Origin of the sequence: Quyinboa ferrireducens (genome assembly GCF_042436675.1) — a bacterium.
Lineage (GTDB): Bacteria > Bacteroidota > Bacteroidia > Bacteroidales > UBA5342 > JBHJHP01.
The window spans coordinates 11,777-36,037 of the sequence record NZ_JBHMVA010000003.1 but is presented as its reverse complement, the minus strand read 5'-3'; the positions used below and the strand labels follow the sequence as shown (position 1 = coordinate 36,037).

At 38.6% G+C, this 24,261-nt stretch carries 24 protein-coding genes; 18 read left to right on the top strand and 6 right to left on the bottom strand.

Translation table 11 applies throughout. The features are described from left to right. Window positions 1-205: 205 nt before the first annotated feature. The 4 genes from ACE01N_RS06335 (at window position 206) to ACE01N_RS06320 (ending at window position 3,463) form a co-directional block, all read left to right on the top strand. Window positions 206-655 (top strand): DUF2231 domain-containing protein, encoded by a 450-nt coding sequence (locus ACE01N_RS06335; RefSeq protein ID WP_380585949.1) that lies wholly within the window; start codon window positions 206-208, stop codon window positions 653-655. A 28-nt stretch (window positions 656-683) separates the two neighbouring features. Then, window positions 684-1,364, top strand: coding sequence for a response regulator transcription factor (locus ACE01N_RS06330; protein ID WP_380585947.1), 681 nt, complete (start codon window positions 684-686; stop codon window positions 1,362-1,364). Continuing rightward, entirely contained in the window at window positions 1,354-2,739 is a 1,386-nt protein-coding gene (locus ACE01N_RS06325) for a sensor histidine kinase (RefSeq protein WP_380585945.1), read from the top strand. The genes ACE01N_RS06330 and ACE01N_RS06325 overlap by 11 nt, the downstream gene beginning before the upstream one ends. A gap of 88 nt (window positions 2,740-2,827) precedes the next feature. Further along, window positions 2,828-3,463: a rubrerythrin family protein gene (locus tag ACE01N_RS06320; RefSeq protein ID WP_380585943.1), complete on the top strand. Its 636-nt coding sequence runs from the start codon at window positions 2,828-2,830 to the stop codon at window positions 3,461-3,463. 93 nt (window positions 3,464-3,556) lie between these two features. On the opposite strand, the gene ACE01N_RS06315 is transcribed toward ACE01N_RS06320, so the two are convergent. Then, entirely contained in the window at window positions 3,557-3,973 is a 417-nt protein-coding gene (locus ACE01N_RS06315) for a hypothetical protein (protein ID WP_380585941.1), read from the bottom strand. Window positions 3,974-4,062: 89 nt separating this feature from the next. Then, complete coding sequence (locus tag ACE01N_RS06310; protein WP_380585939.1) at window positions 4,063-5,862, bottom strand: glycoside hydrolase family 15 protein; 1,800 nt, start codon at window positions 5,860-5,862, stop codon at window positions 4,063-4,065. 100 nt (window positions 5,863-5,962) lie between these two features. On the opposite strand from ACE01N_RS06310, the gene ACE01N_RS06305 reads away from it, so the two are divergent. Continuing rightward, window positions 5,963-8,176, top strand: a complete 2,214-nt coding sequence (locus ACE01N_RS06305) for a bifunctional alpha,alpha-trehalose-phosphate synthase (UDP-forming)/trehalose-phosphatase (RefSeq protein WP_380585937.1) — start codon at window positions 5,963-5,965, stop codon at window positions 8,174-8,176. A gap of 6 nt (window positions 8,177-8,182) precedes the next feature. On the opposite strand, the gene ACE01N_RS06300 is transcribed toward ACE01N_RS06305, so the two are convergent. After that, window positions 8,183-8,653, bottom strand: coding sequence for a hypothetical protein (locus ACE01N_RS06300; protein ID WP_380585935.1), 471 nt, complete (start codon window positions 8,651-8,653; stop codon window positions 8,183-8,185). Window positions 8,654-8,793: 140 nt separating this feature from the next. Here ACE01N_RS06300 and ACE01N_RS06295 point away from each other — a divergent pair, with 140 nt between their 5' ends. Then, entirely contained in the window at window positions 8,794-10,101 is a 1,308-nt protein-coding gene (locus ACE01N_RS06295; RefSeq protein ID WP_380585933.1) for an aminotransferase class I/II-fold pyridoxal phosphate-dependent enzyme, read from the top strand. Then, window positions 10,091-10,645: a hypothetical protein gene (locus ACE01N_RS06290; protein WP_380585931.1), complete on the top strand. Its 555-nt coding sequence runs from the start codon at window positions 10,091-10,093 to the stop codon at window positions 10,643-10,645. The genes ACE01N_RS06295 and ACE01N_RS06290 overlap by 11 nt, the downstream gene beginning before the upstream one ends. Before the next feature lie 62 nt (window positions 10,646-10,707). Here the strand turns inward: ACE01N_RS06290 and ACE01N_RS06285 are convergent, their stop codons facing one another. Together ACE01N_RS06285 and trkA are read right to left on the bottom strand one after the other, a co-directional pair. Further along, on the bottom strand, window positions 10,708-12,156 hold the full coding sequence (locus tag ACE01N_RS06285; RefSeq protein WP_375728513.1) for a TrkH family potassium uptake protein: 1,449 nt from the start codon (window positions 12,154-12,156) through the stop codon (window positions 10,708-10,710). Between the two features lie 14 nt (window positions 12,157-12,170). Then, entirely contained in the window at window positions 12,171-13,502 is a 1,332-nt protein-coding gene (gene trkA, locus ACE01N_RS06280; protein ID WP_375728514.1) for a Trk system potassium transporter TrkA, read from the bottom strand. A gap of 297 nt (window positions 13,503-13,799) precedes the next feature. On the opposite strand from trkA, the gene ACE01N_RS06275 reads away from it, so the two are divergent. Next, entirely contained in the window at window positions 13,800-14,537 is a 738-nt protein-coding gene (locus ACE01N_RS06275; RefSeq protein ID WP_380585929.1) for a YwaF family protein, read from the top strand. A 146-nt stretch (window positions 14,538-14,683) separates the two neighbouring features. After that, complete coding sequence (rpsO, locus tag ACE01N_RS06270; protein WP_375728516.1) at window positions 14,684-14,956, top strand: 30S ribosomal protein S15; 273 nt, start codon at window positions 14,684-14,686, stop codon at window positions 14,954-14,956. Between the two features lie 51 nt (window positions 14,957-15,007). Here the strand turns inward: rpsO and ACE01N_RS06265 are convergent, their stop codons facing one another. After that, window positions 15,008-15,829: a class I SAM-dependent methyltransferase gene (locus ACE01N_RS06265; RefSeq protein ID WP_380585926.1), complete on the bottom strand. Its 822-nt coding sequence runs from the start codon at window positions 15,827-15,829 to the stop codon at window positions 15,008-15,010. A 319-nt stretch (window positions 15,830-16,148) separates the two neighbouring features. Between ACE01N_RS06265 and ACE01N_RS06260 the strand changes: the two genes are divergently transcribed. The 9 genes from ACE01N_RS06260 to ACE01N_RS06220 all read left to right on the top strand — a co-directional run bounded on the left by ACE01N_RS06260 (window position 16,149) and on the right by ACE01N_RS06220 (window position 24,166). Next, entirely contained in the window at window positions 16,149-16,403 is a 255-nt protein-coding gene (locus ACE01N_RS06260; protein ID WP_380585924.1) for an RNA recognition motif domain-containing protein, read from the top strand. A gap of 12 nt (window positions 16,404-16,415) precedes the next feature. Next, a complete protein-coding gene (locus ACE01N_RS06255) occupies window positions 16,416-16,616 on the top strand; it encodes a cold-shock protein (protein WP_375728519.1) in 201 nt (66 codons plus the stop codon). A gap of 7 nt (window positions 16,617-16,623) precedes the next feature. Further along, on the top strand, window positions 16,624-17,703 hold the full coding sequence (locus tag ACE01N_RS06250) for an NAD(P)H-dependent flavin oxidoreductase (RefSeq protein WP_380585921.1): 1,080 nt from the start codon (window positions 16,624-16,626) through the stop codon (window positions 17,701-17,703). Between the two features lie 18 nt (window positions 17,704-17,721). After that, on the top strand, window positions 17,722-18,174 hold the full coding sequence (locus tag ACE01N_RS06245) for a cold-shock protein (protein WP_375728521.1): 453 nt from the start codon (window positions 17,722-17,724) through the stop codon (window positions 18,172-18,174). A gap of 137 nt (window positions 18,175-18,311) precedes the next feature. Continuing rightward, window positions 18,312-18,722 (top strand): secondary thiamine-phosphate synthase enzyme YjbQ, encoded by a 411-nt coding sequence (locus tag ACE01N_RS06240; RefSeq protein ID WP_380585918.1) that lies wholly within the window; start codon window positions 18,312-18,314, stop codon window positions 18,720-18,722. Then, the gene (locus ACE01N_RS06235) at window positions 18,722-19,516 is read left to right on the top strand and encodes an O-methyltransferase (protein WP_380585916.1); all 795 of its coding nucleotides are present in this window, start codon (window positions 18,722-18,724) and stop codon (window positions 19,514-19,516) included. The genes ACE01N_RS06240 and ACE01N_RS06235 overlap by 1 nt, the downstream gene beginning before the upstream one ends. Window positions 19,517-19,710: 194 nt before the next feature. Then, window positions 19,711-20,739, top strand: coding sequence for an OmpA/MotB family protein (locus ACE01N_RS06230; RefSeq protein ID WP_380585914.1), 1,029 nt, complete (start codon window positions 19,711-19,713; stop codon window positions 20,737-20,739). After that, window positions 20,739-21,728 carry a GSCFA domain-containing protein gene (locus ACE01N_RS06225; RefSeq protein WP_380585912.1) on the top strand — a complete coding sequence of 330 codons (990 nt, stop codon included), beginning with the start codon at window positions 20,739-20,741 and terminating at the stop codon, window positions 21,726-21,728. The genes ACE01N_RS06230 and ACE01N_RS06225 overlap by 1 nt, the downstream gene beginning before the upstream one ends. After that, a complete protein-coding gene (locus tag ACE01N_RS06220; protein WP_380585911.1) occupies window positions 21,725-24,166 on the top strand; it encodes a bifunctional UDP-N-acetylmuramoyl-tripeptide:D-alanyl-D-alanine ligase/alanine racemase in 2,442 nt (813 codons plus the stop codon). The genes ACE01N_RS06225 and ACE01N_RS06220 overlap by 4 nt, the downstream gene beginning before the upstream one ends. Window positions 24,167-24,261 lie beyond the last annotated feature (95 nt).

Below are 24,261 nucleotides of genomic sequence, written 5' to 3'. Positions count from 1 at the left end.
TTTTTATAATTCACCAACAAAATAAAGGTATAACTACAATTATAATAAATTTTACTTGCAGAGCTGTGGAATTTACATGCTAAGTTGTTAGTGTACCTGTTAAGAACAGTATAAGACAGTTTTTTAAGCGAATTTTAAGGAAAGTCTTACCTTCATTTAAGCAGTCCGGTTCTAATTTTGAACCAGTTAAATTAAATTCAAAGTTATGATTGACACAACTCACTTGCATCCAATGATTGTACATTTTCCAATCGCTCTACTTATTGTTGGCTTTGTATTTGACATCGTAAGCCTGTTCTTTAAAAAGGAGTTTTTTACCTGGGCTGGATTTACTTTGTTGATTTTAGGTGCTTTAGGAACTGTTGCAGCTCTTTTATCCGGCGAACTGGCAGGAAGTGGCATTGCTGAAGAAGGTATGCTGAAGCAGGCACTCGAAATCCATGAATCAGCAGCAGAGTTAACAATATGGTTAGTTAGCATTACGGCACTATACAGAATAGTTGTTGTATATTTGAAGAAATATTCAGGTATTTTGAAAGTTTTGTCAATGGTTCTGTTTTTTGCTTCTGTTTTAGCGATTGCAAGAACCGGATATTATGGAGGAGAACTGGTTTTTAAACATGCTGCTGGCGTTGAATTAAACCTGGGGTTTTAATCTGAATTGTGCATAAAATTAAATCTGAATGCGAATACTGATTGTTGAAGATGAACCCGGAATTGCAAATCTACTTAAAGAGGGTTTGGAGGAAGAATCATATGCTGTTGATGTAGCTTATGAAGGCAATAAAGGTCTGGAGCTTGCACTGACAAATGATGGCGAATACGATATATTATTACTGGACTGGATGGTTCCTGGAGTTACGGGGCTGGAGATATGCAGGCAGGTCAGAAAGAGCGGTTCGGAGGTTCCTGTTATTTTTTTGACGGCCAGAGATACTGTGGATGATACAGTTTTTGCGCTGAACATGGGAGCTAACGATTACATCAAAAAGCCATTCTCCTTTGACGAATTACTGGCCAGAATCAGGGTTCAACTGAGAAAAGATAAATCGGAAACATCAGTTTTAAAAGTTGGTGATGTGGCAATGAATGTAGAATCGCATCAGGTTTTTCTGAAAGGAGAGGAGATTGCATTGACACAAAAAGAATTTGCATTGCTGGAATTTTTGATGCGCAGTAAAGAAAAAGTCTGTTCGCGAACCAGAATCATAGAACATGTATGGGACATACATTTTGATTATGATACATCAGTTATAGATGTTTATATTAATGCATTGCGTAAAAAGATTGATAAAGGCAGAAAGACCAGTTACATTAGAACCATAAGAGGTGTGGGATACCTGATAAAAGACAATGAAAGGTAGCAAATACAGTAACCGTGTAGCACTAAATTTTATGCTGGCTTCGGCCATGCTATCCATCGTAATTTTTCTTACCATTTACATTGTGGTGCACTCCACAGTCTATAATCATTTGGATGGCGACCTAAACGCCGAATCCCTGGAGCTCTTCAATAGCGTGGTTGTTTTGAGTGATCAGATTTACTTTACCAATCCCAATGAATGGTTGGAAAACGAACACGGCCAGATTGAGGTTAATCCGACCTTTATTCAATATGCCGACAGTTCAGGAACAGTTGTAAAAAGATCTCCAAATCTCGTAAATGAGGCTCTGCATGTTAAGAAGGATGTAACAGGAAAGTTGAACTTTAAAGATGAAATTTCCGGATCACCAATTTATCAGCTGCAGGTTCCGGTTAAAAATACCCAGGGAGTAATACTTGGTTATATTTCAGTTGCTATGCCCCTGGAGGATACATTGATGGTTTTGAGAAACCTTAGAATTATATTAATACTTGCTTTTCCTATTGTTTTGGGCATTTTATTTTTAATTTCCAGCTACATTGCCCGAAAGAGTATTGAACCTATTTATCAGTTAACGAATACAGCGCAAAAAATTACGCATGAAAATTTGAAGGAACGTATTGAATTGCCTGTCCGTAAAGATGAACTATATACTTTGACCCAAACGATTAACGGTTTGCTGGATAGGATTCAGGGTGTCATAGAACGGGAAAAACAATTTACGTCAGATGCTTCTCATGAACTGCGTACTCCGTTGTCTGTTTTGAAGGGAACCATGGAGCTGATGCTCAGAAAACCGCGTGAAGTGGCATATTACGAAGATAAGCTTAGCAGTGGATTGGCTGAAATTGAACGGATGTCCGGTCTTGTTGAACAGCTTTTACTTCTGGCCCGGTTTGAAAGTGGAAAAGAAACACTGAATTTTAAAGAACTTTCTGTCATTGAACTGGTTCACGATGTGATCTCGCGATTGGAGGAACCCGTTAATAAAAAGGATCTCACTTTTGATATTAGTATTCCGGAATCGATTACTATAAGAACTGATGCATTTATGTTGGGACAAATCATTGAAAATATTTTAACCAATGCTGTTAAGTATTCGCCTGAACAGGGGATCATCAATATTGCATCACATGAAAGCTCAGAACAACTCTCATTAACTATCAGGGATGAAGGTAAAGGAATGAATCCGGAAGAAGTAAAGAAGATTTTTGAACGGTTTTACCGGACTGATGAGTCGCGAAGCAGTAGTATTAGCGGAAATGGATTGGGGCTTTCAATCGTGAAACGCTTTGCTGATCTGCTTAATATTATAGTTTCAGTTGATAGTGAGTCCGGAAAGGGAACTGCTTTTACCCTGATTTTCCCCTATTGATTTTAAGTAAGTCTTAAGAATCCTTTCAGGTTCTTTTTATGCTCTTGGCTGTAGATTTGTAGCAGTAAAAAACATAAAATGTAAAATTATGAAAACAGGATTTATCTCTTTTTTTATTCTTATAATGCTGTCATTGAATTTGACAGTTGAAGCCAAAGCACCGCTGGCTGTTAATTATCAGAAATCAGTTAAGGATTTGCAAAATGCATTTAAAGGTGAAACTACTGCAAGTGCAAAGTATGCAGCTTATGCAGAAAAAGCTGACAAGGAAGGTTACCCTAAAATTGCCCTGCTGTTCAGAGCGGCTTCTAAAGCTGAGAGTATACATGCAGGGAACCATAAAGCCGTACTCGAAAAAATGGCTGCTGAGGTACCGGTAGTAAATCCGGAATTTGAAGTTAAAACAACCAAGGAAAATCTCGGTGATGCGATTTCTGGTGAATCCTACGAAATTGCTACTATGTACCCTGATTTTATAAAGGATGCATCAGCTGAAAGTGCTAATCTGGCAATGATCTCATTTAACTATGCATATCAGGTTGAGAAGAAACATAAAGCCTTGTATGAAAAAGCGCTGAATGCGTTAAACGGAAACAATGTAGACTCATTATCTGATTTGTACATGGTTTGTACAACCTGTGGAAATACTTACGAAGGTGAAGCCCCGGCAAGATGTGGTATCTCAATGACCCCCAAAGAGCGATTTGTAAGAATCAAATTATAATTAGCAGGTTTCTACGGTTAGACATCAGGAAATAGAAGACCTGAAAATGAGACCCGGTTCAAAAGGACCGGGTTTTTTATGACTTAATCTAACTTATTGCTGAGTTACAGAGTCCTCAGTATCATTGATCCAGTCATTTGCCTTCTCAAACGTTGTAAATGATTTTATTATTAAACCATTGTGTTTTGCGTATTGAGCGATCAGATACACAAGTATTGAAACTGACCCTACAGATACCAGGGCGATTTTATTTTTAAGCCTTTCTTTTTGTTTAATAAGTCTGTTTTTTATGCTTTCAATTTCGTTATAGGAAGGGTTAAATCTTATTTCGGTCAGGTCAACGTTAAATCTTAGGTTTTCGTGAAATTCAGGATGGTTCATGACTTTATTTAGTGCTTCAAGAGATTCACTGATTGATATATTTCCTACAGCCTTAATATTGCAGATATTTTCTTCAGTATTAAAATGATGCATAAATCCATCTCTCACATTTCCATTCTCAAATATCATATCGATCAGGTATAAAGTATTATTTTAAAGAGGCGGCAAAAGTACAACCCTCAATTATACAAATTTATGATTTTTGTTAGTTTTTTTCGTTATAATTCATTCATAGTATCCAGGTGAATTTCTTCTCCTGATAACATTATGGCAGTCTCTATTAATGCTAGATGTGAATACGCCTGAGGGAAGTTTCCTAAGAGACGTTTTGTTTTAAAATCAATATCTTCACTGTATAGCCCCAAATGATTGCTATGGCCGAGAAGTTCTTCGAATATTTTTTTTGCTTCTACTTTCTCTCCGATTTTATATAAACTGTTGATAAGCCAGAACGTACATATGGTAAAGGCGGAAGAAGGAACTCCAAAATCATCCGTATTTCTGTACCGGTACATCAGTCCGTTGAATACCAGCTGGTTTTGAGTAGCTTTTACAGTTGATATATATCTGGGATGTCTGGCGTCAATAAATCCATAGCTCTCCATTAGCAGAGTGGAAGCATCAAGTTCTTTTGATCCGTAAGATTGAGTATAAGCACCGATTTCCTCATTCCATGCTTTCTTGTGTATATCTTTTTCAATACTGTCACGCAGTTTTTCCCATGGTTTAATATATTCCTTCTGTTTAATAAGTTTTGCAATTTTAAGTCCTCTGTCAACAGCAACCCAGCAAAGTACTTTTGAAAAGGTGAAATGACGTTGTTCATTTCTGATTTCCCATATTCCGCGATCCGGTTTCTTCCAGTTTCGTTCAACGCTTCTTAGAATACTTCGGGTTATTGTCCATAATTCTTCGCTGTTTTGTAAAGATGTTTCATAAAGCTTGAACTGCTGATATATAACGTCCATTAAAACACCGTAAATATCATGCTGCTTCTGCTTATAGGCATCATTTCCAATTCTTACCGGTTTTGAGCCCGCATATCCATCCAAATAATCAAGCGTAGTTTCGGTTAGTTTCTTTTCCCCGTTAATACCATACATAATCTGTATTTTATCGTCTTTGTCTGATATCACATCAATGATAAAATTCAGGTACTTCTGCGCAACATTCATGTGACCAAGACCAGCCATGACTTTTATAACCATGGAGGCATCCCTGATCCAGCAAAAACGATAGTCCCAGTTTCTTATCTCACCTATAGTTTCAGGTAATGAAGTGGTAAGAGCAGCTATCACAGCTCCTGTTTTATCATAACTAAGTAATTTTAAAACCAGGGCACTGCGGATAATTTCATCGTTATAGTTTGTATATAGCATAGTCCGCTCTGACCAATTCAGCCAGTATACTTTAGTACGTTGCAACTTAAGATAACTTCGTTGAACGGATTGTGGTAAAATCTTTTGGTTATAGGAAACAAGAAAATAAGCATCAGAAGTAACTGTTATGGTTTCTCCATTCAAAATGCTGTTGAAATCTATATCAGAATAGAGGTAAAGAGAGTCGTAGGTCCCTTTTAGTGTATGGCTTTTTACATACCCATCGTGAATATACGTTTTTGTAGGATGTTTTGCATATTCAAGCCTTGGATTATAATTAACCTTAAATTCAGGTGTCCCTTTAATGTGTTTTATAAATCGGATTATGTCAGGGGGACTGTAATAACCTTCCGAAGATTCATTTTTATACCTTGGCATGAAATCAATTACTTCAAAGATGTTTTCCCCATTATCAAACCGTGTGGATAAAATATTAGTATTTTTTAAGTATTTCTGTGAAATCGCGTATGAATCATCAGTAATGATTTTAAACGTACCACCCTTATTTTCATCAAGTAAGGATGCGAAAACAGAAGAAGAATTGAATGCCGGAAGACAGAACCAATCCAATGATGCATGCTCCGAAATGAGTGCGGCGCTACGGCAGTTGCCAACTATTCCGTAGTTTAAGTTGTCCATTTTTAATATATTTGTAAGAGTACGCAGTAAAATAAATCAAAAACCTTTAGTATTTCAAGGAATCCCCGTATTTTAAAGAAAAAAATACAACTACATATATATGAGTAAAATATTAATTGTTTCAAACAGATTACCTAGTCAGATTACAATCGAAGAGGACAAAATTTCAACAAAACCGAGTGTTGGAGGACTTGCAACCGGGATGAAATCAGTGTATAAATCCAGTGAAGGTGAATGGATTGGCTGGCCGGGTTTTAATAATGAAGATGTAACACCCGAACAAAAGGCTGAAATTGAGAAACTTCTGAAGTATGATAATTGTATTCCTGTTTATCTGGATCAGAAAGATATGGATGATTATTATGACGGTTTCAGTAACAGCACAATCTGGCCTCTGTTCCATTACTTTGCCCAATATACGGAATACAACCAGGAATTTTGGGATGCATACAAAGATGTAAACCAAAAGTTTGCGGATGTAATTATGCAGAATCTTGAAGGGGTAGATAAAGTATGGGTACATGATTATCACCTTATGTTATTACCAAAAATTATTAAAGAAAAGCGCCCCGATATTTCTATTGGTTTCTTCCTTCATATACCTTTCCCGTCATATGAGATATTCAGGATTCTGCCCTGGCGTGAAGATCTTATCGAAGGGATGTTGGGTGCTGACCTTATAGGGTTCCATACGTATGACTACCAGCGACATTTTACCAGTTGTGTCAGACGTTTGCTGGGCTACGATGTGCAAATGAACCAGATAAACCTGGGAGATCGTATTACCAAGGTGGACGCCTTTCCAATGGGAATTGACTTTGAAAAATTCAGTAAGGCCGCAGAACGTAGCATCATGAAATCGGTTCATGATAAAACAGAGATTCGTCAGGAACTGGAAAAATACCTGTTGCTGGAGCAGGGGCGAAAGCTTATACTCTCCATTGACAGACTCGATTATTCAAAAGGTATTCCAAACAGGTTGCATGCATTTGAAAGGTTTCTCGAGAAACATCCTGAATATACCGGTAAGGTCACATTAATACTTTTAGCTGTTCCATCAAGAGTTGAAGTGGAACATTACCAGGAAATGAAAAGTGAAATTGATGAATTGGTTGGAAGGATAAACGGAAAGTATTCAAAGGTGAACTGGACTCCAATCTGGTATTTTTACCGTTCATTTCCTTTTGAAAGTCTTATAGAACTTTACAATTCAAGTGCTATAGCTTTGATTACGCCTGTAAGGGACGGAATGAACCTTGTGGCTAAAGAATATATTGCTACCCGGACGGATAACAAAGGCGTATTGATACTAAGTGAAATGGCCGGCGCTACCAAGGAGCTTGGTGAGGCCCTTATAATTAACCCAAATAATTTTGAACAGATAGCTGATACCATTTATGAGGCTTTGAATATGCCTGAAGAAGAGCAGATTGAGCGTAATATCATGCTGAAAGAACGTTTAAGACGTTATAATGTGGAACGCTGGGCAAATGATTTTCTGGAATCGCTTATTAATACGGCAAGTTATAGAGAAAAATATCTGGCTAAAAAACTCAGTGATCCTATTATTAAATCCATCAAAAAGGACTATGATAAAGCCTTGAAACGCGTCATATTTCTGGATTATGACGGTACACTTGTAGGTTTTAAGAAAAATCCAAGGCAAGCCAGTCCTGAAAAAGAGGTTTACGAAATTTTGGATAAACTCGCAGCCGATCCTAAAAATCAGGTTGTACTGATCAGTGGCCGTGATAAGGAAGTATTTACAGAATGGTTCGATAGCCATAATTATACTTTGATAACCGAGCATGGTGTTTGGATTAGAAAACCAGGTGGAGTTTGGGAAATTATTGAACAGATGGATAACGACTGGAAGTCCTTTATCAGACCGGTCATGGAATTGTATGTGGACAGAACCCCGGGATCATTTATAGAAGAGAAGAATTATTCTCTGGTTTGGCATTACAGGAAAGCAGATCATGAATTAGGAGCTATGCGTGCTCTTGAGATAAAAGATGAACTTACCAGTATGATTGCAAATCTGAGCCTGGAAATAATGGAAGGAAGCAAAGTGATTGAAATAAAGAACAGTGGTGTAAATAAAGGACGTGCTGCAGAAAAGTTATTGTTTAATGCCCAGGAAGAATTCGATTTTATATTGGGTGCAGGTGACGACTGGACAGATGAGTATCTGTTTGAACGTCTGCCGGAAAATGCGGTCACTATAAAAGTTGGCATTGTAAATACGCAGGCCAAATACAAAGTGGATAATTATAATGCGGTTCGGAGTTTCCTTAAAACACTGGTAGAGTAATAAAGGTTAATTCAGATAAACAGATCCCTTTCTGAAGATAAGGGTTTCTTCAGGAACGGGATTATATAATGTTATGAGATAATTATATGTTTTGGGTTCAAAACCTTTGAATTCAAATTCCCAGGTATAATAGCACCTGCAGCGGCAATAACAATTTCCCTCGGTAAGGTCACAGGTGTCAGTAATGCTGATGAATATCGTGTCGTTATTGAATTCTGACTCTGTGATAAACGGGGCGCAACAAATATAATTTATGCCGACAAAGGCATGTAACGTATCCCCGATAAGTGAAAAGTGAAGTGTGTCAGGTTCTTCCATCAATGTGCTTTTAATATCTGCACCTAAATTCCGGAGATTGCATCCGCCCGGCTGAACTGAAATAAATTCAATATTAGCGGATTTTTCATTGGTTTGATTTTCACAGGAAATTGATATTAATGTGATTACGATTAATGTTATGAATAAAAGTCTTTTCATGGCGTGAGGTTTTTTTTGACACTATCAAAATTACGTATTTTATCCTGAATTGGTAATATTAAATCGAATTCAGTTTTTATAACAATTATCATTAGGTTATCTATCCGTGTTTTGTATTTTTAATGACCAAAAAAATAATAATGACACACAGCTTAATACCACAGGAAACCATTGAAGAAATAGCAGATGAACTTGCAATAAAAGATTTAGGTAAGGCAACTATTCGTGAAATCGTTTCTCTGGTTAATAAAACAGAGACCTATACCGGGGAAAAATATGTCCGGATGGAAATGGGCGTTCCAAGTCTGCCGCCACCTGAGATTGGTATTAATGCGGAGATAGAAGCTCTTAAAAAGGGAGTGGCATCGAAATACCCAATGCTGGAGGGACATCCTGAGCTGAAAAAGGAAGCTTCGCGGTTTTTTGAAGCATTCCTGGATGTGGTAATTTCACCTAATCATATTGTACCGGTTGTGGGCACAATGCAGGGAACCTACATTTCATTTATGACCGCTACTCAGGCAATGCCGGGCAAGGATCATGTATTGTTTATTGATCCGGGATTTCCTGTTCAGAAGCAGCAGTTACAGGTAATGGGTATTAAATATCGCACCTTTGATGTGTACCGGTATCGTGGGAAATATCTTGCTGATAAGCTGGATGATATGTTGCGCGATGGCAAAGTTGCCTGTATCATCTATTCCAATCCGAATAATCCGTCGTGGATATGTTTTACCGAGGATGAACTTCGGATCATAGCAAAAAAAGCGGATGAGTGCAATGTCATAATTATTGAGGATCTCGCTTATTTCGGAATGGATTTCAGAAAAGACCTGGGCAATCCGTATGAACCCCCATATCAGTTAACTGTCGCTAAATATACGTCAAACTATATTATTCATATGTCCAGCTCAAAGGTATTTAGTTATGCCGGGCAACGTGTGGCGCTTACGGCTATATCAGATCTGTTGTATGAGCGCAAATATAAGTTGCTGAATGAGCGTTACGGCGTAGCCTCATTTGGTGCAACGTATGTAACGCGTATCCTGTATGCGCTGACTGCCGGAACTTCACATTCGGCTCAGTATGGTTTAACGGCTATGCTGAAAGCGGCTAATGAAGGTCGTTTCAGATTTCTGGACGATGTAAAGGTATACGGTAAAAGGGCAGGGGTGATGAAAAAAATGTTTCTGGATAATGGATTTCATCTGGTTTATGATAAAGATTTGGATCAGGAACTGGCTGATGGCTTTTACTTTACGATTGGATATAAAAATATGACTGGTGGTGAACTGGCTCATAAGCTGATCTACTACGGAATCAGTTCCATTTCTCTGGATACAACCGGAAGCAGACAACAGGGTATAAGGGCCTGTACGGCTTTTGTTACGGAAGATCAGTTTGAAGATTTGGAGAAACGTTTAAAAGCTTTTGCCCATGACTTCTGAGTTGGATCGGCTTGAAGATTTCATGAAAACGGACCTGATTTTGTCCGCTGTTCCGGAACTCAGCAAAAGAGCTGTTGATGATCCTGAATTATTCAATCAGTTATGGGGATTTGTTAAACGACGGGAACCAAAACTTTCGTGGCGTTCCGCATGGGTACTGGACCATGCAACAGAAGATCATCCTGAATTACTAGACCCAATTTTGCCGGAAGTTTATAAGGAATTGAATGAATCCGGTGAAGAGATTGACGGCACAATAAGGCATCTGATGAAATTTGTTTTGCGTTGTCCTGTGTTGGAAGAGGAAGGTGGTTATCTGATTGATAAATGCATGACATGGTTGATGACCAATGATATACCAACAGCAATTCGGGTCCATTCCCTGGAATATCTCTATAACATTTATCTCCTGATGCCCGAATTTAAAAATGAACTACTGTCTGTTGTCGATGCCAATATGGAAAAAGGTTGTTCGCCCGGACTTATGGTTAGGCTTAAAAGAGTAAGGCTCAGTATTGAGAAAGGTAAAAGACAAATAAGTTGAAAGTTGGGAGTTATAGCATGAAAATCTTGATTCTTATGCCTTGTATCTTATATCTTAAAGTGCTATTTTTTCCAGAAAGCTGCGCTGAACATTACAATGATTGTAAATAGTTCAAGACGTCCAAGGAGCATTAGGAATGATAGGTACCATTTTCCAAAGTCAGGAATATAGGCAAAATTAGCAGCCGGTCCAACATCCCCGATACCAGGACCAATGTTTCCGATACAGGTTACCACAGCGCCAACACTGGTTTCAAAATCAATTCCCAGAGCAGAAAGCACGACGATACTAACAATAATACTTATGACGTAGAATACGAAAAACGCCAGTACATTGGTTACAATTTCAGGTGCCACCACCCTTGAATTATATCTTGCCGGAATAATTGCGTTGGGATGGATCAACCTTTTTAATTCGTATGAACTGTTTTTAATCAGCATGACAATACGTACGATTTTTATGCCACCACCTGTTGACCCGGCACTTCCTCCAAAGAACATCAGAATAAATATCAGGATCGAAAGCAATGGAAACCATGTCAGGTAATCTGCTGTAGCATAACCAGTGGTTGTTATGATAGAAACCACCTGAAAAAGCGAATCCCTGAATGCCCGTTCTAAACCAAGTCCGTGCTTATACATTAAACCTGCACCGATAACGAGTGTAAAAAGGATCACAAAACCAAGATAGAACCGGAATTCTTCATTCTTAAAGACCTTTTTGGGCTTCAGTTTTATGGCAAAATATGTAAGGGTGAAATTGGTTCCTGCAAGGAACATGAAGAGAGTAATAACATATTGAATATATGGTGATTCCCAGTATGCTATGCTGGCCTGTTTGGTTGAATAGCCGCCCGTTGCCATTGTTGTAAAGGAATGACAAACAGAATCGAAAACATCCATTCCTCCAAATGCCAGAAGTACTGTCTCTGCAATGGTTAATGCCAGATAAATTCCCCACAGTCTTTTAGCTGTTGATGTAATCTTAGGATGCAGCTTGTCGGGAGTTGGACCCGGAACTTCTGCAGCAAAAAGCTGCATTCCGCCAACTCCGAGAAAAGGAAGTACCGCAAGTGATAACACTATAATTCCCATACCGCCCAGCCACTGAATAATACTTCGCCAAAAAAGGATGCCATGTGGCAGGGCTTCAATGTCGTTTAATATGGAAGATCCGGTAGTGGTAAAACCTGACATGGTTTCGAAAAAACTGTCAGTAAAAGAAGGGATGTAACCGCCAATGTAGAATGGGAGAAGACCAAAAAATGAAAAAACGATCCATACAAGACTTACAATGATATAACCTTCCCGCTTTCCGATTTTTTTTCCTGCATGTCTCCCCAGGATACCAAAAATTATTCCCGTCCCACCGGTTATAATGGCCGCCTTAATATGAGAAGTGATATCCGGTTCCTTATAAAATAAGGCCACTCCCGCGGTAACAAACATAAAAAATGCTTCTACCACCAAAAGTAGACCAAGAACCCGGAAAATCAACTTGTAATTTATCATCAGGCCAGTATGGATTAGAAAAGTTTTTCAATTTTTCTGATACCGGATGGCAGACAGAAAACAATTACCTGATCACCGGTCAGAATCTGAAGATCTCCATGTGCAATAAAAATCTCTCCGTTTCGAATAACGGCTCCGATATTTACATCGCGTGGAAGTTTCATTTCATTTAATTTACCCCGTGTTATTTTTGAACCATCTGTAGCCACTAATTCCATAACTTCGGCATCGGATGCTGTGAGACATTTAACATGAGATACCTCAGCATTCAATGTAAGCTGGTATATATGGCTAGCGGCAATACGCTTTTTATTGATAATTGTTCCTACGCCGAAGTTTTCAGCTAATCCAAAATAATCAATGTTTTCTACTTCGGCAACCGTCTTTTTAACGCCCATTTGTTTTGCAAGCATACATGACAGAATATTGGTTTCCGCATTTCCTGTTAGCGCTACAAATGCATCCATTTTATCTATCCCTTCTTCCCTTAGAAGGTCCATGTCGCGTCCGTCGCCATTTATCACAAGCGCTCTGTCAAGTTTATCCACAATTTTAAAACTGCGGGCTTTATCAATTTCCACAATTTTTACATTGTAATAGTCGGGAACAAACTGCGCCGTTTTAATTCCGATGCGTGATCCTCCCATGATCATCACATTTCTTACATCGAAATTCTTTTTACCGGCCCGTTCTTTTACAACCGGAAGTTGTGCTTTTGTCGTAATAAAATAAACAATGTCGCCGTCTTCAATTTCATCATCTCCGGTTGGTATAATGGTGTCATAACCTCTCGTGATAGCCAGAATCCGGTAATTCTCATCACGTGCATCAAGATAAGCAAGTGGTTTATTTACAATCGGTGCATTTCCCCGAATCTTAAGTCCGATAAGAATCAGTTCCCCATCAGAAAAATCAAACAACTGACGAATGCCCGGCATACGCAATGACTGCACAATCTCGCGTGCTGCCAGCATCTCAGGATAAATGAGTGAATCAACGCCAAATCGTTTGAAGCGTTCTATATTTTCAGGCTGTACATAATCATTGTTGTCAATTCTGGCAACCGTCATTTTTGCACCAAGGTCTTTTGCCAGAATACAGGAAGTTATATTTTCAGATTCATATGGTGTTACCGCGATAAAAAGATCAGCATTTTTTATGTTGCTGTCTTTTAAATCGTAAATCGATACCGGACTACCTGCATGTGTCATGAGGTCGAAATTGGCATCCAGTGGTTTTAAATGTTCTTCTTTCTGATCCAAAAGAACGATGTCATGACGTTCTGTGGATAACATTTTTGCAAGGTGAGTACCTACTTGTCCGGCTCCTGCAATTACAATATTCATAGTGTTGTTCCTTTCTCTCTAATAGCAAATCAGGTGCAAATTTAATATGAAAAACCCATATGGCTAAATTTAGAGTATGAATTACAGTTAAAAATTTGTTATAGATCTGTAAATCAATTTTATATCATGCATTAAATATGGAAAATACGGCAATAAGGATATGTTGAAAGTTTTTTGAATTGTCTTGTGTTGCCAAGCATCTGTTTTGAGCAAAAGATACAGTATATCAGATAGCTACACGGAAGGTATTCATATAATCATTATATTGTGAGGCTATTTTAATCTAATACAAATCGTATGCAAAGCTTTTTTAATCCGGCAGAACATAGTGATATTCTGATTCCAATGTATGGAAAAATTCATTTGCTGACCCTGGCTGGTGTTGTTGTTTTGGTTTTATTAATGATACTGAACAAAAAAGGAATAAAGAAACTAGCCGGAAACCGCAAGTTTATGGTAAGATTTATTACGGGTTATATGGTTATCGAAACATTTTACTGGACGTTAATCTGGGCTTTTAAAGTAGAACCGTATTTTGAACGATTCCCTCTGCACCTTTGTGCTTCGTTATCCATTCTGATGCCTGTTCTGATCCTAACCCGGAGATACTATTTATTCCGCTTCTTTTCATATTGGTCATTATGCGCAGGGTTTATATCTTTTGTGAATCCAAGTTTTATACATGATGCTCCAATGAGTTTCCCGTTTATTCATTATCTCATCAGGCATTATTTCCTTTTCATTATCCCGATTTTTATGCAAATAGGTTTGGAATTTAAACACACCTACAGGGAATTTCTGGTCTCAATTGCCAGTCTGGCAGGATATGCGTTGTTCATCTTTTTCCTGGATTGGGCAACCGGCGCTAACTATATGCATCTGGGTAAGCATAATCCATTGGATATAGGCTTTTTACCTTCAAGCTTTACTGCCTGGCCATGGAGCTATCCCAGTTTTGTAGGTGTGGGAATTATCCTGCTGCATCTGGCCTATTTAGGACTTAAAGGAATAGAATTAAAAGACGTGAAAAGATAAAAAAACGGGATTGCTGTTGTGCGATATGTGCTAATCTATTTGTAAGAAGGGATAAAAATAAATTTTTGAACATATTGAAGTCTAAATGTTTGTGAATCACAGAAAAAATGTGTTATTTTGCGCTCCGATTAAATAAATAATTAATTATGAGTTATTTGACACCAGAGAAAAAGCAAGAGATCTTCGGGACTCACGGAAAGTCTAATTCTGATACTGGCAGCCCAGAGGCGCAGATAGCATTATTTTCATACCGTATTTCCCACTTAACAGAACATTTAAAGATCAATAAAAAAGACTTTGCTACTGAACGTTCTTTGAAAAAACTCGTTGGTAAACGTCGTCGTCTGCTTGATTATTTAAAATCAAAAGATATTGAACGTTACCGTGCAATTATCAAAGAACTTGGAATTCGCCGTTAATTCCAACACTCTTAAAAAATTAAAACCGTCTGAATTTTCAGACGGTTTTTTTTATGTTTTTGATTTGACTCCTTTTAACGCATAAACCATTGGCAATTTACCCTCAAGTCCCCGGATCATAAACTTTCCGGGTTCAGTTTCAACTGTGTTTTGAAAACAATCATAAGGCGAGTAATCAAATTCTCTGAAAATTTTTATTGATATGCCATTTAGTTTTAAAGCTGTAAATACATCAGAAAGAGTGTGGTTCCACGAAACAGATTCCAGTTCGAGGGCCTCACTGCCGTCAGTATATGATCCTTTTTCGGTTTCAAGAATAGAACCGGTGTTAAAATAACCATATTCTACCGACTTAAAATCATAACTGAACATCCATACTACCGGATGGAATTCTGCCAATAAGAAAGATCCTCCAGGTTTAAGGTAGCGATTAATAATTCCAGCCCAACGCTCAATATCAGGCAACCATCCAATGGTGCCGTAACTGGTAAATACAATATCGAAAGTTTTGTTAAGGTGATTTGGGAGGTCATAAATATCACAACAAATAAATTCGGCTCTTAAATTGGTGCTCTTGCTCAGTTCTCTTGCTTTCTCAATGGCCACGTCCGATAAATCAACACCGGTAACATTAGCGCCCATCCTTGCAAGTGACAGTGTATCCTGTCCGAAATGACATTGCAGATGCAAAATTTTCTTTCCGGCAATATCACCAAGCAAATCAAGCTCAATGCTGTTCAGACTATTTCTGCCCTGCAGAAATGATTCATTGTCGTAGAATGCTGATCCGAAATGAACTTTGGTTCGTTCATTCCATAATTTTCGGTTAATATCAATGTAATTCATGCTGCAAAATAATAAAATTACCGACATAAATATATTTTTACATAAGGCTAATGTGCTGTAAATCTGATATTACGTTAAAAAACAAAAAGAAATAATACACACCTTAAATATTAAACGTACATTTGTCAAGATTTCAGGTTTGAAAATTTGTACTTTCATTTTCTAATTTCCATTTAGCTCTTAGTCAATTTCAGTTCACCTTTTTGAATCCGTATATTTTTTGACAACAGATTTATACATTTGGTTATGATGTTATAACCTGAATATCTTTTAAAACAGGATTTTTAGCTTTAGATTATTCCATTTTTCTGATCCGCTGTCAGTTTACACATTTAAAGAAGAAAAAATGAACATTTATGTTGGAAACCTTGATTTTAAGGTAAATGAGGACGATTTAGAACAGTTATTTAATGAATTCGGATCGGTTAGTGAAGCAAAAGTTATTATCGACAAGTATAATGGCCGGAGCAAAGGTTTTGGTTTTGTGACCATGGAAGACAATGAAGAAGCTAAAAAAGCAATTGATGGATTAAATGGCTCGTCATTTAAGGCCAGAGATTTGATTGTAAATGAAGCAAAACCAAAGAAAACAAGTTTTTAAGAATTGATAATTATGCAGAAAGGAAAAGTAAAGTGGTACGATGATATCAAAGGTTTTGGTTTCATTGAGTCTGAGAATGATGGTGACATTTTTGTACATCGCTCAGGTCTTGATAGTCCATATAGTGGTTTACAGAATGAACAGGAAGTAACTTTTGATACAAAACGGGGCGAAAAAGGCCTTGTAGCGTTAAATGTAAGATCGGCTAATTAAGATTACGTTGAAAGCATTTAATATAGGAGATTTAAGAATACCCATTCCAATCATTCAGGGCGGAATGGGTATTGGTATTTCATTATCCGGCCTGGCATCAGCCGTGGCTAATATGGGGGGTATAGGTGTAATAGCTACTGTTGGAATAGGTTTTATAGAAGATAATAGTAGTATTAACCTTAAAAATAAACATATTGAAGCCATTCGGAATGAAATACGTAAGGCGAAGGAGAGAACCCGGGGAATACTTGGTGTAAATATCATGTCGGTGATCACAAACTTTTCTGATATGGTACGAACTTCCATTGAGGAGGGTATTGATATTATTTTTTCCGGTGCCGGTTTGCCGCTTGACCTTCCCAAATACCTTGGTGAAGGAATTAAAACCAAACTGGTGCCTATTGTCTCTTCGGGACGGGCAGCATCTATTTTGTGTTCAAAATGGAAGCAGAATTACGATTACCTTCCTGATGCTCTTGTAGTGGAGGGGCCAAAGGCAGGAGGACATCTGGGGTTTAAACCTGATGTTATAAGCGATGAAAACCAGTCCCTTGAAAACCTGGTGTCAGATGTGTTAGTTGTGACCAGGGACATGAAGGAAAAATATAATGTGGATATTCCGGTTATAGCGGCCGGAGGCATTTATTCGGGCGAAGATATGTATCAAATCATGGAAAGAGGAGCTTCGGCAGTTCAGTTGGGAACGAGATTTGTTGCCACTGAGGAGTGCGATGCATCCATTGATTTTAAAAATACATTTATTAACGCAAGGGAAGCAGATATCCGGATTATAAAAAGTCCTGTTGGCTTGCCGGGACGTACAATTAATAACAATTTTCTTGATGATGCATATGCAGGCTTGCGCAGGCCAAAATCATGCAAATATAATTGCATAAAAACCTGCGATCCTAAAACAACATCATACTGTATTGCAGACGCTCTTTTGGCAGCTTATCATGGAAATATGAAAGACGGATTTGCCTTTACCGGTGCTAATGCCGAAAAAGTAGACCGCATATCAACCGTTAAGCAGGTATTTGAAGATTTAATAGCAGAATTTAAAAACAGAAAAAGTTTAAATCAATAATCATTTTAAAAATTATTTATGGGAAGATCACAGGAAACCTTTAACAAAAAAGAAGTCAGAAACAAAAAAGAAAAGAAAAGAAAAGACAAAGAAAAAAAGAGACTGGCCAGAAAAGAAGGTGATAAGAAAAACAGTCTTGATGATATGATTGCCTATGTGGATGAGAATGGACAAATTACGTCCACACCACCTGATCCGGATAAAAAGACCGAAGTAGAACTGGACGATATTGAGATAAGTACGCCAAAGATGGATGAGTCGAATCGTCCTGATCCCGTTCGCAAGGGTATTGTTATCTTTTTTAATGATTCCAAAGGTTATGGCTTTTTAAAGGATAAGGAGACCCAGGAGAAAATTTTTGTTCATGCCAATAACCTGAATGAAGAGATTAAGGAAGGCAATGTTGTTACTTTCGAAGTAGAAAAAGGGCTCAAGGGGCTCAATGCAGTAAGGGTTTCTGTGGTAAAGTAAGTTTTCATAATCCATTTAATAGTTTCGGTTTCATTGTATCAGTTCGCGGAACCATGATTTCACGGATTAAATGATGATATGGCTGTCAGTGTTGTTAATATCACTGACATACTTATCTTTGTGTTCACTAAACAGGTATGCAACAATTATTTACCATATCTACCAATGTGCACGAGGGACTGTTTGACATTACCCGTCAGGTGGAGGAGATTGTCCGTCAATCGGACATTGAGCAAGGATTGGTTTCTGTCTATGTCCAGGGAGCTACAGCCGGTATTATGATTCAGGAAAACTGGGACGATTCTGTACAAAATGATGTCGTAACTTTATTACGTAAACTAATACCACATGGCGTTTGGGAACACGACGCACAAGACAACAATGGAGACTCTCATTTAAAAGCGGGATTGGTTGGTCCTTCAGAGATGATTCCAATTATAAATGGCAAGTTGGGGCTTTCAACCTGGCAGAATATTTTTCTGTGTGAATTTGACGGACCACGTGATAAACGGTCTGTAGTTGTCACAGTTATTAAAGATCATACGTAATGGGAAACACCTCTTTCAGAATACGATCTTTTATAATACATCTTGTCACTGCCATTCGGAACAACAAAGGTTTCGGGGTGCAGTCTCCGTTTGCGTACAATCTATTGAAGGATGCCATTCATGGTGATCATTCGTTTTATGCATTTCTGGAACTCAGAAAGGAGAAAAACAGAATGCTGAGGATAAAGAGGGAGATTGAGGTAGAGGATTTTGGCGCCGGTGGTTACAGCAGATATTTGTGTCCGGTTTGTGAAGTTGTATTCAAATCTGTAAAATCCACCGGGCAGCAGGAAATGTTGTTTCGTTTGATCAACCATATGAAATCTTCAACCATACTGGAACTGGGGACTTCACTGGGCCTGACAACTGCCTATCTTGCTTCGGCAAACCCTAAAGCACAGGTTGTAACCATCGAAGCCTGTCACGCCTGCGCAAAAGAAGCTGCTGATCTTTGGAAAAAACTGAACCTAACCAATATTACACTTATTGAAGATACGTTTGATAATAAACTTCTGCCGGCACTAAAGCTGCTTAAAAAAGTTGATTTTGTATTTATCGACGGGAATCATACCGGTGAGGCTCTTGAACGTTATTTTGAACAGATTCTGCCATATTGTACTGAAAATTGTATTGTTGTTGCTGATGATATTTACTGGTCGCATGATATGTATGATAGCTGGTTGAGGATAAAAGGTCATTCTTCCGTGCGCGTTTCCTTTAATCTATTCCATATGGGGATTATGGTTTTGAATTCTAAAGTAACCCCGGGACATTATAAAGCGATAGTTTTATAATAGAACCAAGATGCAAGAACCAAGAATCAAGACAGTATAACTTATCACTTTCAACTTACAACTTACAACTTTCAACTTATTACTTATTACTCACTGCTAGCTACTTTGTTAATAATTTGGTCATAGTTTGAACACACTAAATTCGGGCCCGGCATCGTTATTTTAGTTAATTTGTAAATCAAAACTCAAAACTGATGAAACTTCGTAACGTAATTTTATTTTTTACTGCTACAATACTGATCAGCAGTTGTATCCCGTTGAAATCCTTCAAGGACATGGAAGAGCAGAACAAAAACTTTGCTGCTCAAAACAGTCGTTTGAACCGTGAAAACAGGGAAATGACTGTAGCCAATAAAGAACTGAATGCTCAGAATGCCAGTCTGACAAATGAAGTGGATCTGCTGGTCGCTGATACATTGCGATTAGCTAAAAAAGTTCACGATCTGCAATACAGCCTGGATCAGAGCAGGAAACAATATGATGACCTGATTAGCGCGTATGAGTCGTCTTCATCAGGAAATACTGCCGAAATGACCCAGTTACTGAAACAGTTGCAAAATTTGCAGAACGATCTTCAGGCCAGGGAAGATGCATTGAATTCCACACAGCAGGCGCTTTCTGAAAAGCGGAAGAACCTTGAAAATGCCGTGGCTAATCTGGAACAGGCTCAGAAAGATATTGAAGCCAGAAATGCGCGTATTCTTGAAATGGAGCGCATTCTGCATCAGAAGGATTCTATCATGAACAGTCTGCAGAGTAGAGTCATGGAAGCATTAAAGGGCTACCACGGCAAAGGTCTTCAGGTACACATGAAAGATGGATTGTTATACGTGTCCCTCGATGAAAAACTGTTATTCCAGTCAGGTAAGTGGGATGTGGATCCAAATGGTGTGGCAGCTTTGAATAAGCTTGCAGAAGTGTTGGCAAATAATCCTGACATCAGGGTGATGATTGAAGGCCATACTGATGATGTGCCATATAACGGAACAGGACAGATTTTGGATAACTGGGACCTGAGTGTGAAACGAGCTACTGCCATTGTTCGTATCCTGCTTAAAAATCCTGGTATTGATCCTAAAAATATAACTGCTGCAGGTCGCAGTAAATATGTGCCACTTGATCCGGCTAACACTCCCGAAGCCCGTCAGAAAAACAGACGCACCGAGATTATTCTTACCCCAAATCTGGATGAGCTGATGAAGGTGATTGGAAATGTAGAATAATGGAACTGCTCACAAAGGTCACCATTCCTGAGCCCTTTCAGCGGCTTGAACATCATCATCCGGTAATGTTTATGGGATCATGCTTTGCAACCAGTGTGGGTGAACGTTTTGTGAAAAGTAAGTTTCCTGCCGTTGTCAATCCGTTTGGTGTTATATATAATCCGTATTCTGTTGCGAGTGCTCTTGGGTTCATGATTTCCGATGATCCGTTACCTGAATCCGCAATAATTGAACACGATGGAATGTGGCACAGTTTTTACCATCACAGTATATTTTCTGCTGAAACCAAAGAAGCCTGCCTGCAAAAAACAGAGGAAGAGCGCCTGAGGGCATCGGAGTTTCTTAAAAGCGCAGAATGCTTATTTATAACCTTTGGAACATCGTGGGTATTTGAACATCAGCAAACCGGATTGGTGGTTTCAAACTGCCACAAAATTCCCGCATCACAATTTAACCGTTATCGCTTGAACCAGGAAGAAATAGTGGCTCAGTATAAAGATCTATTGGTAAAATTGAATGTGTTTAATCCGGCATTAAAAGTGGTGTTTACTGTTAGTCCGGTTCGTCACTGGAAAGATGGGGCTCATGGGAGTCAACTCAGTAAAGCTGTTTTGTTACTGGCTGTAGAACAACTGTGCGAATGGTTCGATTCGGCCAGTTATTTTCCGTCATACGAACTGGTGATGGATGAACTGAGGGATTACAGATTTTATGCATCCGATATGCTGCATATGAACGATCAAACCGTGGAATATATCTGGCAACGTTTTTCTGATAAGTGGCTGAGCCGCGATGCTCGTCAGGTGGTGAAAAAGGTTGAAGAGATTGTTAAAGCTGTTGAGCACAAACCGTTTAATCCTAACAGTGAAACTTATATAACGTTTCTGGAAAATGTGTTACAAAAGGCACACGATCTGGAAAACCACTTTCCGCATCTTGATTTTTACGCAGAAAAACGTATCTTGAACGAACGTTTATCACAGGTATGATCAACCTTTCAATAAAAGATATTGCACAAATTACAGGCGGTGAAATTTATGGAGATGCTGCCGCCAATGTTACCTCAGTTCTTACGGACAGCAGGATTGTCAGTAATACTGTCGGTGCCTTGTTTTTTGCCTTGAAAACCAGCAAAAATAACGGACATAAATATCTTCCGGATCTGTTGGAAAAAGGAGTGACTCTGTTTGTCGTTTCGGAAAAGCCATCAACTAAGAATATTACATATTTGTTGGTGGAGGATACCCTGAAAGCTTTACAGGATCTCGCTTTATATCAGCGAAAACAACTTCATGGAAAGGTTATCGCCATAACCGGAAGCAACGGTAAAACGGTGGTAAAAGAATGGCTGTTTCAGCTGTTGAGCACAAAATATAACGTGTACAGATCACCAAGAAGTTATAACTCCCAGCTTGGTGTAGCGCTTTCGCTTATCAATGCGGAACAGGGGAGCGATATTAACATTATTGAAGCAGGTATTTCTCAGCCTGGTGAGATGGAGCGGCTGGAAGAAATTATTGCGCCCGATGTGGCAGTGCTTACGAATATTGGCGAGCCGCACCAGGAAAATTTTGGATCTTATGAAGAGAAAACCCGTGAGAAACTGGTGCTTTTCAGACATGCGGAAGTAAAGGTTGTACCTGCAGATTGTGTGCCGCTTCAGAAGTTGTTGCTTAATAATTTTACAGGATATTATGCATGGTCTTATCACAGTAGTTACGGTGCTTCTGTTTCGGTTCGGACTGTAGATAGCAAGTCGGTTTTAAACTTTAAAGGCAGGCTTAATCACGAAATTGTAATTCCTTATACAGACAAGGCATCTATTGAAAATGCCATCACATGTTTTTTTACGATTCACGCTTCCGGCTATGACCCGAAGGAGTTCAATGATGCATTTTCACGTCTTGAACCGGTAGCTATGCGTATGGAGTTGAAACAGGGGGTTAAAAATTCTATCCTGATTAACGATTCTTATAATTCAGATATTGGATCGCTGGCCATTGCTTTGGATTTTCTGCTACAACAGGTAGGGAGTGGAAATAGCCTTAAAAGGGTGATCCTGTCTGATATTGTTCAGTCAGGTAAACAACCGGAAGATTTGTATGATGAGGTCAATAAATTATTGGTTGAGAAAGGCATAGACCTGTTGATTGGTGTGGGAGAATCCATTTCGGATCATTCCGGATTATTTACGATTCCAGGCCATTTTTACAAATCTACCGGAGACTTTCTCAACGATATTGAACAGTACCAGTTTAGTGGTGAGGCCATTCTTATTAAAGGTGCCAGACGTTTTGAATTTGAGACCGTGGCGGAGCATCTGGCTTATAAAGTACATAAGACAACACTGGAAATCAACCTGAACCGCCTTGTTCAGAATATTACTGTTTTCAAACGATTATTAAAACCAGAGACAAGGATAATGGCTATGGTTAAAGCCTTTGCATATGGTTCCGGTTCGTTTGAGGTAGCACGTCACCTACAATTCCATGGTGTTAATTACCTGGCTGTTGCCGTTGCTGATGAAGGCGTGGAATTGCGAAACGCAGGAGTTACATTACCTATTGTGGTTATGGCGCCTGAAATGCAAAGTCTTGATATACTTTTTAAATACCATCTGGAACCCGAAGTGTATTCTTTCGAAATTCTGGAAGCTCTGATCAATGAGGCAAAGGCATTAGGCGAAATGAATTATCCTGTTCATGTTAAGCTGGATACCGGGATGCACAGGATGGGGTTTTTACCGGAAGATATTGAAAAACTGATTAGTATTTTAAACGAACAGAGTTATTTAAAAGTACATTCCGTTTTCAGTCATTTGGCTGCTGCAGATGAACCGGATAAGGACGCTTTTACGTTGGAACAAATTAATTTGTTTAAACAATATTCAGAGAAAATAGAAGATGGTATTGGTTACGGATTTCTAAAGCATATTTTGAATTCTGCTGGTACAGAACGATTTTTTGAATATCAGTTCGATATGGTAAGACTCGGGATCGGAATGTATGGTGTAAGTGCAGCCGGAAATGATGAGCTGAAGCCGGTTGGAACTTTTAAAACCATGGTATCTGCGGTAAAAGCCGTTCCCAAAACTGAAACAGTTGGGTACGGAAGAAAAGGCGTTCTGTCTCGCGATTCAGAAATTGCGGTTATTCCGGTTGGTTATGCTGATGGTCTGGCACGTTTGCTTGGGAATGGGAGAGGATATGCGGTCATTAACGGTAATAAGGTTCCGTATGTAGGCAATATTTGTATGGATTTAAGTATGTTGAATGTTACCGGACTCAACATAAAACCAGGTGATGAAGTCATTCTTTTTGGGGATGATCCGCATATTAATACGGTGGCAGACTGGATGCAAACCATCCCTTATGAAGTGATTACCAGTATTTCGCAGCGAGTTAAACGTGTCTTTACCAGAGAATAAATTTCCAGTGAATCATATAATCTTGTGTCTTGTTTCTTTAATCTTAAGTCTTAAAAAATAAACTGTTGCAGGTTCAAATAATAAGCTTACCTTTG